We start from the raw sequence: 14,842 nt of genomic DNA, 5'->3' as shown, positions 1-14,842 counted from the left end.
GGCCCCCAAATGTGGTTTCTAAATATGACGAAACTTCATTTATTCAAAGCCTTGCATGTCTGATTGGCCGCTGATGCCGGATCCTGGTCCCCGTGCTTAGCTGCTCCGAACGCTGGCTTGCGAGCGGGACGCCCATGAAATTTACGGCAGAAGAACTGGCGCGGCACCCTGATTTTCTGCTCAGCATCCGTCATCTGGCCGGGACTTTGCGCGGCATGTTCCAAGCCGGTCCGCGCCTTGCGCGTCTGCTCACCTCCCACCAGCGCTGGCTCCTCACCCAGACGGCCTATGCGCTCGCCATGCAGTACGATCCTGGCGATCCCTCTTCGGGGCTTTCCGCAGTTTCGCTGACGACGCTGATAACACGACACAAGGTCGCGAGCCGCAACACGGTTTTGAACTTCATCGAAGAGCTCTTCACCTATCGCTTCATCACCCATGCGCCGGGCGAAGAGCGCCGCCGCCCGCGTCATTTCGAACCGGCCGAAGTCAGCAATCAGGCAATGTACGGCTGGCTTCTCGCCAATCTCGCCGCTCTCGACATGTTGGACCACGGCGATCGCGCCGGCTGCCTGCAGGCGCATCCGGAGCTCCTTCGGATTGCCCAGCCGCTGGTTGCCCGCCGCTGCCTCGAAGATACGGCCTGGCGGGAGCCGCCGGAGCCCATTGCGCTCTTTCTTTGGACGGAAGCGGGCGGTCTGGTAGTGGACCATCTCATGGCTCGAATTGACCTTAACGGTGCCGACACCGAAAGGTTCGACGTCGGCCGCGTCGAAACGCGCAATCTGGCCGGCGATTTCATGATGTCGCGAACGCACCTCCAGCGCCTCTTTGCAAAGGCGGTGCAACAAGGCTGCGTTGGCTGGTACGACGAGCCCAGGAAGACGCAGTTATGGGTGTCGCGCGATTTCGTCAGGGAATATTGCAGCTGGCAGGCCGTCAAGTTTGCCTATGTCGAGGACGCCTTTCACGTTGCCCGAGCAAAACTGGAGTGCGTGCCGGCCAAAGTGCTGGCGCAAGCTTAAAGCGCGATCGCCGCGATTTCTTTGACCAGCGAATCCGGCTTGGCGGTGGAAAGCTCGCGCTGATACTCCTTCGCGGCGCAGACGGCAGCGCGGATATGCTCGATCGTGTCGATATTGCTCAGAAGCGAAACGAGAACTGCAGACATCAAAAAGACTCCGATCGCGCGCCCGATGCCGGGCCGCGCGCTCATCTCAGTATTCCTGGAAATCCACGAAGATTGCTGAGGGCCGCGCCGTGCGGCCGCCGATACCGGTCCCGCGGGCGATCATCTGCTCGTTGGTCGCAAAGCCCAAGCGGCTGTAGCCTTGCGTGGTGCGAGCCGGATCACTTGCCAGGCGGAGGGTTTCAAACCCGCAGTGTATAGGACGAAAACTTGCGTTCATTGCCTTGGTTCCTGTCAGATTCCTCCCAAGACAAGACTATATATTGCAGTGCAGCATCGATTCTGCAATGCGCCAAAATAGGATACAGCCATGCGGGAAATGCATGGGTTGTTTCATAAAAACTTAATGTTTGTCTATTTTCTAATCAGGTCGAGCGACTTAAGGCGTGCCTGAAACGCCAGGAGATCACTCCAAGCCAGCCGCTTGTTGATCGGCGCGGTCAGGAGATCCTGCGGGTGTAGCGTCGCGATTGCCGGTATCGTCAGCGGCCCGGCACCGATCTCTTTCCACTGCCCGCGCAGGCCGTGAATGGTGTCGTTCTCGCCGAAGAAGAAGCGGGCGGCGAAATTGCCGAACAGCAGGATTACCTTCGGTTCGGCAAGCGCGATCTGGCGTTCGATGAAGGGACGGCAGATTTCCATCTCGGCGACAGAGGCGACACGGTTGCCTGGCGGGCGCCAGGGAATGACCTGAGTCAGAAGAATGCCGTCGCGATCGAGCCCAATGGCCGCCAGCATCCTGTTGAGAAGTTCTCCCCCGCGCCCGGCAAAAGGCGTGCCCTCGCGGTCGTCGTCGGCGCCAGGTGCCGACCCGATCACCATAATGCCGCTTGCAGCGTTGCCCGTCGCAAAGATCGTCGAACGCGCACTGTGCTTGAGATTGCAGCCGTTGAAGGCCTCGATCGCGGTCTTGAGCTCTCCGAGCGATCGCGCACTCTCGGCCGCAAAGCGCGCGTGCTGCACGGCTTCGCCATCAGGAATGGCAGGCTGCGGCCGAGGGGCTGCGCGCTCAGCCGGCGCTGCGGCTTGACGTTGCGCCGCCGCTGGCCGCTCGGGCTGGGTCGGGCTTTGCGGGGGAGCGGCGGCGTTGCGCCGCGCCACCTTCATCGCCTCGAACTCGGCGAAGCGATCGACTGCCTCCTCCTCCAGCAGCCATTCGACGCCGGCTTCTGCATGGAAATGCAGAAGCGCGGCAAGCTCGGCCGGGGAAAGTTCGTTGACGGAGACCATACGGCGACCTTAGCGAAGTGGCAGCAGCAATGAAAGGGCGGGTGCCGTGCTCTGCGGCTATTGCACAGTCCATTGCGCGATGTCGTCGCGTTCGCCGATCAGGGCAAGCCCGTGGGCAATGGAGAGAAGCTCGCCGCCGGTCTCGATCTTGCCGGCGTCGAAGCGTTCGGTGAAGATGCGGCGGACGGCAGGCACGAAGGATGTGCCGCCGGTCAGGAAGACCTTGTCGATGTCGCCGGGCTTGGTTTCTGTCTTCTCCAGAACGTCGTTGAGCGTGCCTTCGATACGAGCCAGATCCTCCGCGATCCAGCGTTCGAAGTCCTTCCGGCGAATGATGCGATGGCCGCCGCGGCCGAGCGGGCCGAAATCGAATGGTGCTTCGTCTGCCGAAGACAGTGCCATCTTGGTGGCGGAGATCGCCTGATAGAGCGGATAGCCCTCGTCGTGATCGACGAGATCGATGAAGGTCTCGAGCTTCTCCGGCTCGAGCGCCGTGCGGACCAGTTTCTTCAGATCCTCGAATTCGCGCGAGGTCTTGAAGATCGAAAGCTGGTTCCAGCGGCCGAAGCTCGAATAATAGTTCGACGGCACCTCAAGAATCTTGTCGAAGCTCTTGAAATGACTCCCCTTGCCGATCTGCGGCGCGACGATGTTGTCGATCATCCGGTAGTCGAAATGATCGCCCGCGACGCCGACGCCCGAATGGCCGACCGGCGTTGCCGTCAGCTTGCCGGCAACGGTTTGGAAGCGGATCAGCGAATAGTCCGTCGTGCCGCCACCGAAATCGGCAACGAGCACCGTCGCGTCCGACTTCAGGTTCTGCGCGAAGTAGAAGGCGGCGGCAACCGGTTCGTAGACGTAGTGGATTTCGCGAAAGCCGAAGCGCAAGAGCGCTTTGTTGTAGCGTTCGGTTGCAAGCGCCGGATCGGGATTGGCGCCGGCAAAGTGCACCGGCCGCCCTGTGACGATGCGCGTCACATCCGTCGACCAGTTTTCGCCCGCATAGGCGCGCAGCCGCCGGATGAAGACCTCCATCAGGTCTTCGAAGCTGTGGCGCTTGGCAAAGATCAGCGTGCCCTGGAAGAGGGCGCTTGCCGCAAAGGTCTTGATCGACTGGAGGAAGCGGCAATCGCCGGGATTGTCGATGAACTGGCGGATCGCCGCATGCCCGGCCTCGACCTTCAGGGCCGATGTGCCGAGCTGCGGATCCTTCATGAAGGAAAGCGCCGTGCGCATGCTGTCGGCCGTGCCTTGCGCGCTGGTGAACGCCACAGAATGCGTCGTCCCGCCATGGGCCGCGGCGAGAACCGTATTCGTCGTGCCGAAGTCGAAACCCAGCGCCTGAGCCATGCCCGCACCTCTTCATGCCGATTGTGATTGAGACCGGAGCCTTGCTCCGCATGAAGGACGCGCGCGCGCCCAAAATTTAGGAGGGCGCGTGATGCCATAGAGGGGCGACACATTCAAGAGGGAAGGCGAGGGGCGTCGTGCCAATCTGGTGGTAGGCCCCTCATCCGCCTGCCCGCACCTTCTTCCCGTAAACGCGGCGAAGGGGATATGCCGCGCTGGCTTGCCCACTTCTCCAACGTCGAGTGAGGCGCGTCCTCATCTCCCCGCCGGCGGGGAGATGGTTAGGGTGAGAGGCAATGCGCGAAAGCCCGACCGAAAGATCACTCCGCCGCGATCGCCGTCGGCCCCTCTTCGTCCGGCATCGCTTCCTTTCGCTGCCAAAACCTCTGAAGCCAGCTGTTCAGGCGGCCCATCTCGATGAAGATAACGGGTGTGATGAAGAGCGTCAGAGCCTGGGAAACAATGAGGCCGCCGACGACGGCGACACCCAAAGGCTGGCGCAGCTCGGAGCTGGCACCGGTGCCGAGTGCGATCGGAAGAGCGCCGAGAAGCGCACAGAAGGTCGTCATCATGATCGGCCGGAAGCGCCGCACGCAGGCCTCGTGAATGGCCTCCATAGGCGACATCGATGTGGAGCGCAGGTTCTCCAGCGCCACGTCGATCATCATGATCGCGTTCTTCTTCACGATGCCGATCAGCATCAGGAGGCCGATGAGCGCGATGATCGAGAGGTCGAAACCCATCACCTTCAGAGCCAGCAGTGCGCCCAGAGCGGCGGCCGGAAGGCCCGACAGAATGGTGAGCGGGTGGATGAAGCTCTCGTAGAGAACGCCGAGGACCACATAGATCGTCAGCACCGCGGCGAGGATCAGAAGCGGCGTGTTGCCTTGCGACTGCTCGAAGATCTGCGCCGTACCGCCATAGGACGTGAAGACGTCCGCCGGCATGTTGATGTCCTTCTTGATCTGGTCGATCGCGGCTGTTGCGTCACCCAGCGCCTCATCGGCAGGCAGGTTGAACGAAACCGTCGTCGAGACGAGCTGACCTGTCTGGTTGATCGTCACCGGCCCGGTGTTTCGCTCGACCCTCGCGAAATTCGACAACGGGACCAGCGTGCCGTTGGTTGAGGCGACCCGGATATACTGAAGCTTCTGATCGTCCCAGGGCTTGTTGGTGTCGTATTCGACGATGACGTCGTAGCTGTCGCCGGTGGATTGGATTTGCGCTGCCGTATAACCGCTGAACGCTTCCTGCAGGGTCGTGCGCAGCTGGCTGTTGTCGATGCCGAAGGCGGCTGCCTTTTCGGAATCGACGACGATATTGGCCTGTAGCGCGTTGTTCTGCGCATCGGTTGTCACGTCGGTGAAGCGCGGATCGCCGCGCATTGCCTGCTGGATATTATTGGCCCAGAGATTGGTCTGGTCGGCGCTGAGTGCCTGAACGACCAGCTGATACTGGCTTGCGGTCTGACGGCCGCCGAAGCGCAGGCTCTGCTGCGGCGTGATGAAGGCTTGCAGGCCGGGCACCTTGCCGATGCTGGCCCGCAATTCGCGCAAGGTCTGGTCAAGCGGCGGACGCTGCTCCTTGTCCTTCAGCTCGACATACATCGTGCCATTGTTGAGCGGGCTCCGCGCGTTGCCGCCGACGATCGACATGACGTGATTGACCGCCGGGTTCTGTTTCACGATCGCTGCGGCCTGGTTCTGCAAGGCTACCATCGCCGGATAGGAGATGTCCTGGCGTGCCCTTGTGGAGATGTTCAGCCGGCCGATGTCCTCGGTCGGGAAGAAGCTGGAGGGCAGCGTCATGAACAGATAGGCGTTCAAGCCGACCGAAGCGAGGAACAGGCCAAGGATCGCAGGCCGGTGGCCGAGGCACCAGCCGACCGCCCGATCGTAACCTCTGAGCGTGCGTTCAAAGCCCGCATCGAACCAGCGGACGAAGAGGGGCGGGGTGCCCTTACCGCTTGAAAGCCGCGATCCGAGCATCGGCGTTACCGTCAGCGAGACGATGGCGGATGCGACGATCGCCATTGCGACGACCATGCCGAATTCGTTGAAGATGCGGCCGACGACCCCGCCCATCAACAGGATCGGGATGAAGACCGCAATCAGCGACACCGACATCGAAATGATTGTGTAGCTGACCTCGCCGGCGCCCTTGATCGCCGCATCGAGGACCGGCATTCCCTCTTCGACATGCCTAAGAATGTTCTCCAGCATCACGATCGCATCGTCCACCACGAGGCCGACTGCGAGCGTCAATCCGAGCAGCGAGATGTTATCGATGCTGTAGCCGAGTACGTACATCATGCCGAAGGTCGAGATCAGCGAGAGCGGAACGGCAAGGCCCGGAATGACCGTTGCGGTCAGATGGCCGGTGAAGAGGTAGATAACGAGCACAACGAGGCCGATCGTCAGCAGCAGGGTGAACTTTACATCGGAAATCGCGTCGCGGATCGGCTTGGCGGAATCGTTCATGACCTTGGTGGTGACTGACGACGGGATCTCGGCATGCAGCGTCGGCAGCTTGGCGTTGATCGCATCGACGACCTCAACCGTGTTCGCATCCGGCTGGCGCTGGATGGCGAGGATGATGCTGCGGTTACCGTCGTACCAGCTGCCGGTATTCTGGTTCTCGACGCTGTCTTCCACCTTGGCGATGTCGCCGAGATGAATCGGCGCCCCGTTCGGGTTTGCGATCACCAGCGAGCGGAATTCCGCTGCGTTGGTGCGTTGCGTGTCGGCGTTGATCGTCATGCTCTGCGCGTCGTTCTGCAGCGTGCCGACCGGCACCTGGCTATTGGCGGCGCTGATTGCCTGGTTGACGGTATCGATGCCGATGTTGCGGGCAAGCAGCTTGTTGGGATCGACCTCGACGCGGACGGCATAAGTCTGTGCGCCGAACACGGTCACTTCGGCCACGCCGGGCAGGGTGGAGAGCGACGGCGAGATGATGTCTTCGGCGATGGCGTCGAGCTTGCTGCGCGGCATCGTATCGCTCTGCACCGCAAGCAGCATCACCGGCGCGTCGGCCGGGTTCGTCTTGCGGTAGCTCGGCGGCGTGGTCATGTTGTCCGGCAACTGCCGGGTCGCATGCGAGATTGCGGCCTGCACGTCGGCCGCGGCCGCATCGATGTTGCGGTCGAGGTCAAACTGCAGAATGATGCTGGTATTGCCGAGCGAATTGGTCGCGCTGATTTCGCTGATGCCGGGGATGGTCTGGAACTGCTTGATCAGCGGCGTTGCGACCGAAGTCGCCATGGTCTGCGGCGAGGCGCCGGTGAGCGCGGCCGAGACGTTGATCGTCGGGAAGTCGACCTGCGGCAAGGCCGCGACTGGCACGAGCCGGTAACCTGCAAGACCTGCAAGGATCACGCCGATGGCGAGAAGGGTCGTCGCAACCGGCCGCCGGATGCAGAAATTCGGGATCATTGTTTTGCCTCCGCCGCCAGGGTTTCGGTCTGGTGAGCCGGCTGGTCGGCGGAGGCGACGTTCAGCGCCTTGTCATCGAATTGCTCGTTGACATGCTGCTGGTCGGCAAGCTGCGCCTGTCCCTCGATGACGACGTGATCGCCTTCCGAGAGCCCGGCGGAAACGGCGGTGAAACCGCCGTTCTCGCGGGCGACGGTGACGGGCGTCATCTGCACCTTTTCATCCTTCACGACATAAGAAAAGAACCCGTTGGCGCCGGGGCTGACGGCGACGGTCGGTACGACGACCTGCTGTTCTTTATTGTTGAAGTGAACGACGAGATTGACGGATTGCCCGGGCCAGAGCGCGCCGGTCGCGTTTTCGAAGCGCGCCTTCGCGAGGATCGTGCCGGAAGCAGTGTCGACCGTATTGTCATAGAAGCTGATCGCCCCGCGGCGCACGCTGCCCTTCGTCGAATCCGGTGTGGTCGTGACCTCGACGGGTCCGGTGGCGAGCGATTGCTTCAACTGGCGCAGATCGCGTTCCTGCAGATGGAACTTCACATAGATCGGATCATACTGGGCAATCGTCACGATCGCCGTTCCGGCACCGACGAAAGCTCCAGGGCTGACCGCGATGTCGCCAAGGCGGCCGTCGAAAGGCGCGCGGATTTGCGTGTGTTCGAGCAGAACCTGATCGGAGGCGAGCGAGGCCTTGTCGGCCTCGACGGTGGCGGCAGCCGTGTCGCGAGCGGCCTTGGCCTGGTCGTAGCTCTGCTGCGTGCCGGCCTTTTGCGCCAGGAGATCGGCTGCGCGTGTGAGAGCGGTTTCGGCTTCCAAGAGCGTCGCTGTGTCTCGGATGATCGTCGCTTTGTCCTTGTCGACGGCGGCTTGCGCCGGCCGGTCGTCGAGCTTGACGATCAGGTCGCCCTGCTTGACCGTGGCGCCGTCGGTCGCGACGATCGAAGTGACAAGGCCCTGTTCCTGCGCGGCGATCGTGGTGGTGTTTTCGGCTTCCGCCCACCCCGATGCCGTGACGTCTCGCGGCAGCACTGTCTTCACGGCGGCGACCGTTTTCACGAGCGTCGGGTCGCTGCCTCCCCGCCGGTTATGCTGCCCGCCGCCTTGCTGGCCCGCTTGCGCCTTGCCGCCTTGTTGCGCAGGCGCCCTGACCAACTGCGAGACGTAGGGAAGCTGGTCGACGAAGGGAATCCTGTTTCCGAATTGCCAAATGCTGACGGCAGTAACCGCAACAATGGCGAAGGTGATCCAAAATTTCTTCATGTGTGAGACCGGTCTTGACGGGTTGCGCGAAGTTTCCGGTCCCGATTGAGCCGCCCATATTGCGGCGCGAAAAAGACATAATCCGCCGGCCGCAATCAATAAGTGGTTATAATGGCTTAAATTTTCGTAATGATCGGCGTGGCGCCTATCTCGCGCTTGCGGTCAAACCGAACGCGCCGCACCGCCGTCGCAACGGATCTGTGAGCCGGTGATGTAACTCGCCGGCTGGCTGCAGAGGAAAGCGGCGGTTGCTGCGAATTCCTCCACCTTGCCATAGCGGCCAACCGGAATGCGCGCTTCCTTGTCGCTGCGGATGTCTTCCATGCTTTTGCCGGTGCGCTTGGCGGCCGCGCCGTCAAGCTCGTCGAGGCGTCCGGTGAGGATGCTGCCCGGCAAGAGCAAATTGGCCGTCACGCCGTGGCTTGCGACTTCCGAGGCGAGCGTCTTCGACCAGCCGGCAAGGGCAGGGCGTAGCGTATTGGAAAGCGCCAAATTGGCGATGGGCTCTATGACGCCGGACGAGGCGACGGTGAGGATGCGGCCCCAACCTTGCGCCTTCATGCCCGGAAGCAGGGCGTTGGTCAGTGAAATGACACGCAGCACCATCGAGAAGAAATAAGTCTCGAGCTTCTCAGGCGTCATGTCCTCGGTCGTTCCGGGCGTCGGGCCGCCGGTATTGTTCACTAGAATATCCAGGCCACCGAACTTTACCTTGACGGCGGCAGTCACCGTCTCGACGAATTTCTCGTCAGCCAGATCAGCCCAGATCCAGTCGGCCTTGCCGTTGCCCTCGGCGTTGATCGCCTTGCAGTTGGCCTCCAACTGCTCACCACTGCGGCCGCACAGAAGTACGTTTGCGCCTTCACGTGCGAGTGCGACCGCAATGCCATGGCCAAGCCCGCGCGACGAAGCCAGAACGAGTGCGCGTTTGCCGTTGATTCCGAGATCCATGATGTCCTCCAGATGCTTCGGCTTCTGTATAAGGCGCAGCCGACGGAAAAGGGAAGGGTGCTTCTATCGAAGAACAATTGACGTTAACGTAAGCGTTATATAACCTTGCGGTGGAGGAGATATTCATTGTGCGAATTGGAGGATCGGCTGTCGCTTCCCGGCTCGACAATGCTTTCCGGTTTTGACAAGACAATGACCCGACAAGGGGATTATGGCCGCGTGGGCGGCCGAACGGAGACGGATGAATGACCGAGACGACTGAGCTGCCGGAACGTGAGTCGATGGAATTCGACGTTGTGATCGTCGGCGGGGGACCTGCGGGTCTTTCGGCAGCCATCCGGCTGAAGCAGGTCAATCCGGAGCTTTCCGTCGTCGTTCTGGAAAAGGGGGCGGAAGTCGGCGCGCATATCCTCTCCGGCGCCGTCGTCGATCCGATCGGCATCGACCGGCTGCTGCCGGATTGGCGCAGCCAAAGCGATCATCCGTTCAAGACCGAGGTGACCGCCGATCATTTCCTGGTGCTCGGTCCGGCCGGTTCCGTCCGCCTGCCGAATTTCGCCATGCCGCCCTTGATGAACAACCACGGCAACTACATCGTCTCGCTTGGAAACGTCTGTCGCTGGCTCGCCACCAAGGCGGAGGCACTCGGCGTCGAGATCTATCCGGGTTTTGCGGCAACCGAGGTGCTCTACAACGACGACGGTGCGGTCATCGGTGTCGCCACCGGCGACATGGGCATCGACAAGAGCGGCGAGCCAGGGCCGAACTATACCCGCGGCATGGCGCTCATCGGCAAGTACACGCTGATCGGCGAAGGCGTGCGCGGCTCGCTCGCCAAGCAGCTGATCGCCAAGTTCGACCTTTCGAAGGGCCGCGAGCCGCAGAAGTTCGGCATCGGCCTCAAGGAGCTCTGGCAGGTCAAGCCGGAGCACCACAAGCCTGGCCTGGTGCAGCATTCCTTCGGCTGGCCGCTCGGCTTCAAGACCGGCGGCGGCTCGTTTCTCTATCATCTGGAGGACAACCTCGTCGCCGTCGGCTTCGTCGTCCACCTGAACTACAAGAACCCCTATCTCCATCCGTTCGAGGAGTTCCAGCGCTTCAAGACGCACCCGGCGATCCGCGGCACCTTCGAGGGGGGCAAGCGGCTCTCCTACGGTGCCCGCGCCATCACCGAGGGCGGCTACCAGTCGGTGCCGAAGCTTTCCTTCCCCGGCGGCGCGCTGATCGGCTGTTCGGCGGGCTTCGTCAACGTGCCGCGCATCAAGGGCAGCCACAATGCCGTGCTGTCAGGCATGCTGGCGGCCGACAAGATCGCCGCGGCAATCGCTTCGGGCCGCGCCAACGATGAAGTCGTCGAGATCGAAAACGACTGGCGCAAGAGTGATATCGGCAAGGACTTGAAGAGGGTCCGCAACGTCAAGCCGCTCTGGTCGAAGTTCGGCACGGCGCTCGGCGTGGCGCTCGGCGGCCTCGACATGTGGACCAACACGCTGTTCGGCTTCTCCTTCTTCGGCACGCTCGGCCACGGCAAGACCGATGCCCAGTCGCTGGAACCGGCCGCCCAGCACGCAAAGATCGACTATCCGAAGCCGGATGGCGTCTTGACCTTCGATCGTCTCTCCTCGGTGTTCCTGTCGAACACCAACCACGAGGAAGACCAGCCGGTCCACCTGCAAGTCAAGGACATGGCGTTGCAGAAATCGTCCGAGCACGACATCTATGCCGGACCGTCGGCGCGCTACTGTCCGGCCGCCGTCTATGAATGGGTGGAGAAGGACGGCAAGGACACCTTCGTCATCAACGCCCAGAACTGCGTCCACTGCAAGACCTGCGACATCAAGGACCCCAATCAGAATATCAACTGGGTCCCGCCCCAGGGCGGCGAGGGGCCGGTCTATCCGAATATGTGAGGTCGAGCAGGCTTGATTTTCAAACACAAGGAGCCCGGCAAACGCTGGGCTCCTTTGTGTCCGAGTCTCATTCAGCGCTGACGGGCGGCGATGCCCGTCGACAATGCTACGCCGATCCCTGTGATGACAGCGGCTGCGATTTCCGCCAGGCCGATTTCCTCGCCCAGCAGGACGCCCCCGCCAAGCGTTGCCAACACCGGCGTGATCGCCGTAAAGGCAGCCGCCTGCGTGCCGCCCAGCGTTTTGACGGCGGTGCCGTAGGCAACCATGGCGACAAGGCCGGACAGGATGCCCTGGCTCAGGACCTGTAGTCCGAGATCTCCAGCACTTGCCCGGGTCGGCGAGGTGCCGAAGCCGGTGGCAAGCGCTGCAATGATCAGGAACGACCAGATGGCGATCAGTGCGCTCGCCTGGATGGCGGTGAGCCCGCTGTGGCGGAAGGCGTGCGTATAGCTTGCCCAAAGAACGGCGCCGGCCGGCAAAAGCACGAAGCTCGTCCACGGCAGCGATGCATCCGAAAGGCTCTGCACAAGCAGGATCAGCACGCCGCAGACGATCGCGGCGAGGCCGAGCTTGCGGGTAATATCCGGCCGCTCCCCGAAGATGAATATGCCGATGAGTGCCGTCGCAAGCGGCATGGAGCCGCCGAGCAGGATGCCCGACGAACCTGCCGGGGTCGCATGGATGGCAAGTGTGGTGACGAGAAAGAAGACAGCACCTGCGCCGGTCACCATCAATGCCAGCAGATGCAGCGGAACGCCCTTCGGCAGCAGGCCGGTCTTGAGCCAAACGGGCGAAAGGGCAAGCGCAGGAATGCCGTAGCGGATCAGTCCGATATCGATCGAGCCGAGCGGCGTTGCTGCGCTGTGGCGGGTCGCAAGAAGCCACGTCGCCCAGATGAGCACCGTGACGGTTGCGCCCGCGTAACCGGCGATGAGGGATGGGGATTTCTCGTTGGCGATGCTGAAGCTGGTCATCGGTCTATCCTTTCTTGTCATTCGGTGCGCTGTCCGACCAAGAAAAAGATAGGCCCGATGGTCAGGGCATGTCCTTGCTATCTGTAGCGCCAAAAACATGCTAGCAGCAATGATCTGCCAACAATGAGGGCTGAAGTTAGAAAATATGCCAAATCTCGATAAATTCGATCTGGCCATCCTCGAATGCCTGCAGGAGGATGCACGCGCCACTAACGTCGAAATCGCCGAAAAGGTAAACCTCTCGCCGTCGCCCTGCCTGCGGCGGATCCGCAACCTGGAAAAAGCGGGTGTGATCCGCGGCTACCGCGCCGATATCGACCGAAAGGAAGTGGGGCTGGGGCTGACGGTCTTAGTCGAGTTCAAAGTGGCCCATCACAGCCGCGAAAATTCGGAATCCCAGCAGGCGGCTCTCCTTGCGATCCCGGAGATCGTTTCCTGTTTCCTGATTTCTGGAAGCGCGGATTTTCTGGCAGAAGTCGTGGTGGAGGACCTTGCTGCCTACGAGCGGCTTCTCACCGATACGTTGCTGACGCTGCCGAACGTCAGCGACATCCGCTCGAACTTCGCCATCCGCAGCATGAAGACCAACGGGCCTTTGAAGCTGCCCAAGGGGAGGTAGATCTGCACGCTCGCCAAGTCAGCCGGTAAAACAGATGGAGGGCAACATGTGAGCGAGCCTTGGTGGTGCCGAGAGCTCACCCTGGATTTTCTCATTCATGTCCTTGTGACAGGAATCTAGCCATGGGGCGTCCGCCGTGACCCTTTTCATTGAACAGGTCAGGACATGGCGCTGCTGGATCCCTGTGGCAAGCAAGGATGAGGAAGGAGGGTGAAGGCACTCAACAACACAGCAACGTTGTGCATGCCGCTCGTCTCCTTGCTCGCTCCTTCGTCGCTCAACCCTTACCCGCTCTGAGGACGAGCCACCCAGACCCCCTTCTCGCCAGAAGAAGGGGAATAGCCTGCCTAAAGCAACGTCCCGCTAAGGATGAGCAGGGCCACGGAGAAGTAGATCACCAGGCCGCTCACGTCGACCAGCGTCGCGACGAACGGTGCCGACGCGCTGGCGGGGTCCAGGCGAAGCCTTTGCAGCAGGAACGGCAGCATCGAGCCGCAGAGCGAGCCGAAGGTGACGATGCCGATCAGCGCGGCGAAGACGGTGAGGCCGACGAGCAGCCAATGCTCGCCGTAGTCGTAGAGGCCGATTTTCTGCCACAGCACGATGCGGCCGAAGCCGACGAGCCCGAGGATGGTGCCAAGCACGATACCGGTCGGCAACTCGTGCAAGAGCACGCGCCACCAATCCGAAAGCTTGAGCTCGCCGAGCGCCAGGGCACGGATGATGAGCGACGTCGCCTGCGATCCGGAATTGCCGCCCGAGCTCATGATGAGAGGGACGAAGAGCGTCAGCACGATCGCCTTCTCCAACTCCCCTTCGAAATACTGCATGGCGCTTGCCGTCAGCATCTCGCCGAGGAAAAGGGCCGAAAGCCAGCCGGCCCGTTTGCGGATCATGCCGAAAAAACCGATCTTCATGTACGGCTTGCCGAGGGCTTCCATACCGCCGAACTTCTGGGCGTCCTCGGTCGTATCCGCGATCATCGTGTCGATGACGTCATCGACGGTGACGATGCCGAGCATGTGGCCGTCGTCGCTGACGACCGGCAGCGCCAGCAGATTGTGCTTGCGGATCAGCCGGGCGACGTCCTCCTGCGTCATCAGCGGATCGCAGCGAACGAGGCCGCCCTTGTGCGCGACGGAGAAAACCGATGCCTGCGGTTCGCCGGTGATGAGGCGGCGCAGTGTCACGACATTGGTCAGCCGCTGCGTTGCCGCGTCGAGAACGTAGATCGCATAGACCGTCTCGCGCGAGCGCTCGACCTGGCGAACATGGTCGAGCGTCTCGGCAACGGTCCAGGCGTCCGGCACGCTGACGAACTCGGTCGTCATGATGCTGCCGGCCGTGCGCGGCGGATAGCCCATCAGGTGCTTGACGGCGAGCGCCGTCGTGCGGTCGAGCTTCGCGAAAAGGGTCGCGCGGGAATCCTCGTCCAATTCATGGAAGAGATCGGCGACACGATCGTTTGCGGTGGCGTTGAGCAGCCGCGCGGCGTGCTCGACCGGCATCTCGGCGAGAATTGCGGCAGCGTTGTGCAGCTCCGGCCTGCCGAGAATGCGGACGGCCTTCTGCTGCGGAAGCGTGGCGAGGATGGCCGCTGCCTCCGGGATGTCGAGTATGTTGAGACGCTCGACGCGCTCTGCGGTGGTGACCGCTCCGAGGCTGTCGTGGGTGAAGAAACGGGCAGCATGGCCTGCCCGCAGGGGGAAGCGATTGATGTTCACTGGCTCGCCTTTCCGTCGATCCGCCGCAGCGTCCGGCGGGCGAGCCCGACAGGAGTCGGTCAGCGCACGGCGGCCGCGTACGGCAAGGGCAATCGACTGCTACTGTCGCTTGGCATCGGGTTGATGGCTCCGTTGATTTTCCGCGGAAAAGCGCTGTGATCCGCGTGCCGTAAGACCTGCTCCTCCGATCGAGAAA

The 14,842-nt window shown here is 62.0% G+C and carries 12 protein-coding genes; 3 read left to right on the top strand and 9 right to left on the bottom strand.

All coding sequences use genetic code 11. From position 1 onward, the window contains the following. Positions 1-134: 134 nt before the first annotated feature. A complete protein-coding gene (locus ACZ9DP_RS29215) occupies positions 135-1,025 on the top strand; it encodes a hypothetical protein (RefSeq protein ID WP_074067105.1) in 891 nt (296 codons plus the stop codon). Here the strand turns inward: ACZ9DP_RS29215 and ACZ9DP_RS29210 are convergent. From ACZ9DP_RS29210 to ACZ9DP_RS29180, 7 genes are all read right to left on the bottom strand, one after another. Beyond that, positions 1,022-1,171: a hypothetical protein gene (locus ACZ9DP_RS29210; RefSeq protein ID WP_167377852.1), complete on the bottom strand. Its 150-nt coding sequence runs from the start codon at positions 1,169-1,171 to the stop codon at positions 1,022-1,024. The genes ACZ9DP_RS29215 and ACZ9DP_RS29210 overlap by 4 nt on opposite strands. Positions 1,172-1,217: 46 nt before the next feature. Next, positions 1,218-1,409, bottom strand: a complete 192-nt coding sequence (locus tag ACZ9DP_RS29205; protein ID WP_074067106.1) for a hypothetical protein — start codon at positions 1,407-1,409, stop codon at positions 1,218-1,220. Between the two features lie 134 nt (positions 1,410-1,543). Beyond that, positions 1,544-2,419 (bottom strand): uracil-DNA glycosylase, encoded by an 876-nt coding sequence (locus ACZ9DP_RS29200; protein WP_283071236.1) that lies wholly within the window; start codon positions 2,417-2,419, stop codon positions 1,544-1,546. Between the two features lie 57 nt (positions 2,420-2,476). Further along, positions 2,477-3,769 (bottom strand): Hsp70 family protein, encoded by a 1,293-nt coding sequence (locus ACZ9DP_RS29195; RefSeq protein WP_476204362.1) that lies wholly within the window; start codon positions 3,767-3,769, stop codon positions 2,477-2,479. 320 nt (positions 3,770-4,089) lie between these two features. Further along, entirely contained in the window at positions 4,090-7,203 is a 3,114-nt protein-coding gene (locus tag ACZ9DP_RS29190) for an efflux RND transporter permease subunit (protein ID WP_476204361.1), read from the bottom strand. Next, positions 7,200-8,465, bottom strand: a complete 1,266-nt coding sequence (locus ACZ9DP_RS29185; RefSeq protein ID WP_476204360.1) for an efflux RND transporter periplasmic adaptor subunit — start codon at positions 8,463-8,465, stop codon at positions 7,200-7,202. The genes ACZ9DP_RS29190 and ACZ9DP_RS29185 overlap by 4 nt, the downstream gene beginning before the upstream one ends. 162 nt (positions 8,466-8,627) lie before the next feature. Continuing rightward, entirely contained in the window at positions 8,628-9,416 is a 789-nt protein-coding gene (locus ACZ9DP_RS29180) for an SDR family oxidoreductase (RefSeq protein ID WP_476204359.1), read from the bottom strand. A gap of 245 nt (positions 9,417-9,661) precedes the next feature. On the opposite strand from ACZ9DP_RS29180, the gene ACZ9DP_RS29175 reads away from it, so the two are divergent. Continuing rightward, on the top strand, positions 9,662-11,326 hold the full coding sequence (locus ACZ9DP_RS29175; RefSeq protein WP_476204358.1) for an electron transfer flavoprotein-ubiquinone oxidoreductase: 1,665 nt from the start codon (positions 9,662-9,664) through the stop codon (positions 11,324-11,326). A 71-nt stretch (positions 11,327-11,397) separates the two neighbouring features. On the opposite strand, the gene ACZ9DP_RS29170 is transcribed toward ACZ9DP_RS29175, so the two are convergent. Next, positions 11,398-12,303: a DMT family transporter gene (locus ACZ9DP_RS29170; protein ID WP_476204357.1), complete on the bottom strand. Its 906-nt coding sequence runs from the start codon at positions 12,301-12,303 to the stop codon at positions 11,398-11,400. Between the two features lie 145 nt (positions 12,304-12,448). On the opposite strand from ACZ9DP_RS29170, the gene ACZ9DP_RS29165 reads away from it, so the two are divergent. Beyond that, positions 12,449-12,922, top strand: a complete 474-nt coding sequence (locus tag ACZ9DP_RS29165) for an Lrp/AsnC family transcriptional regulator (RefSeq protein ID WP_074067114.1) — start codon at positions 12,449-12,451, stop codon at positions 12,920-12,922. A 347-nt stretch (positions 12,923-13,269) separates the two neighbouring features. Here the strand turns inward: ACZ9DP_RS29165 and mgtE are convergent, their stop codons facing one another. Next, positions 13,270-14,646: a magnesium transporter gene (gene mgtE / locus ACZ9DP_RS29160; protein ID WP_239594870.1), complete on the bottom strand. Its 1,377-nt coding sequence runs from the start codon at positions 14,644-14,646 to the stop codon at positions 13,270-13,272. Positions 14,647-14,842: the final 196 nt, after the last annotated feature.

It is taken from the genome of Rhizobium sp. USDA 4016, assembly GCF_056279705.1.
The sequence above is the reverse complement of the archived record's forward strand: the minus strand, read 5'-3'. Positions and strand labels throughout refer to the sequence as shown.

Coding starts and splice junctions, on each gene's coding strand:
- ACZ9DP_RS29215 (WP_074067105.1), top strand. CDS start 135: ATGAAATTTACGGCAGAAGAACTGGCGCGGCACCCTGATTTTCTGCTC.
- ACZ9DP_RS29195 (WP_476204362.1), bottom strand. CDS start 3,769: ATGGCTCAGGCGCTGGGTTTCGACTTCGGCACGACGAATACGGTTCTC.
- ACZ9DP_RS29175 (WP_476204358.1), top strand. CDS start 9,662: ATGACCGAGACGACTGAGCTGCCGGAACGTGAGTCGATGGAATTCGAC.
- ACZ9DP_RS29170 (WP_476204357.1), bottom strand. CDS start 12,303: ATGACCAGCTTCAGCATCGCCAACGAGAAATCCCCATCCCTCATCGCC.
- ACZ9DP_RS29165 (WP_074067114.1), top strand. CDS start 12,449: ATGCCAAATCTCGATAAATTCGATCTGGCCATCCTCGAATGCCTGCAG.
- ACZ9DP_RS29185 (WP_476204360.1), bottom strand. CDS start 8,465: ATGAAGAAATTTTGGATCACCTTCGCCATTGTTGCGGTTACTGCCGTC.
- ACZ9DP_RS29205 (WP_074067106.1), bottom strand. CDS start 1,409: ATGAACGCAAGTTTTCGTCCTATACACTGCGGGTTTGAAACCCTCCGC.
- ACZ9DP_RS29200 (WP_283071236.1), bottom strand. CDS start 2,419: ATGGTCTCCGTCAACGAACTTTCCCCGGCCGAGCTTGCCGCGCTTCTG.
- ACZ9DP_RS29190 (WP_476204361.1), bottom strand. CDS start 7,203: ATGATCCCGAATTTCTGCATCCGGCGGCCGGTTGCGACGACCCTTCTC.
- ACZ9DP_RS29180 (WP_476204359.1), bottom strand. CDS start 9,416: ATGGATCTCGGAATCAACGGCAAACGCGCACTCGTTCTGGCTTCGTCG.
- ACZ9DP_RS29210 (WP_167377852.1), bottom strand. CDS start 1,171: ATGTCTGCAGTTCTCGTTTCGCTTCTGAGCAATATCGACACGATCGAG.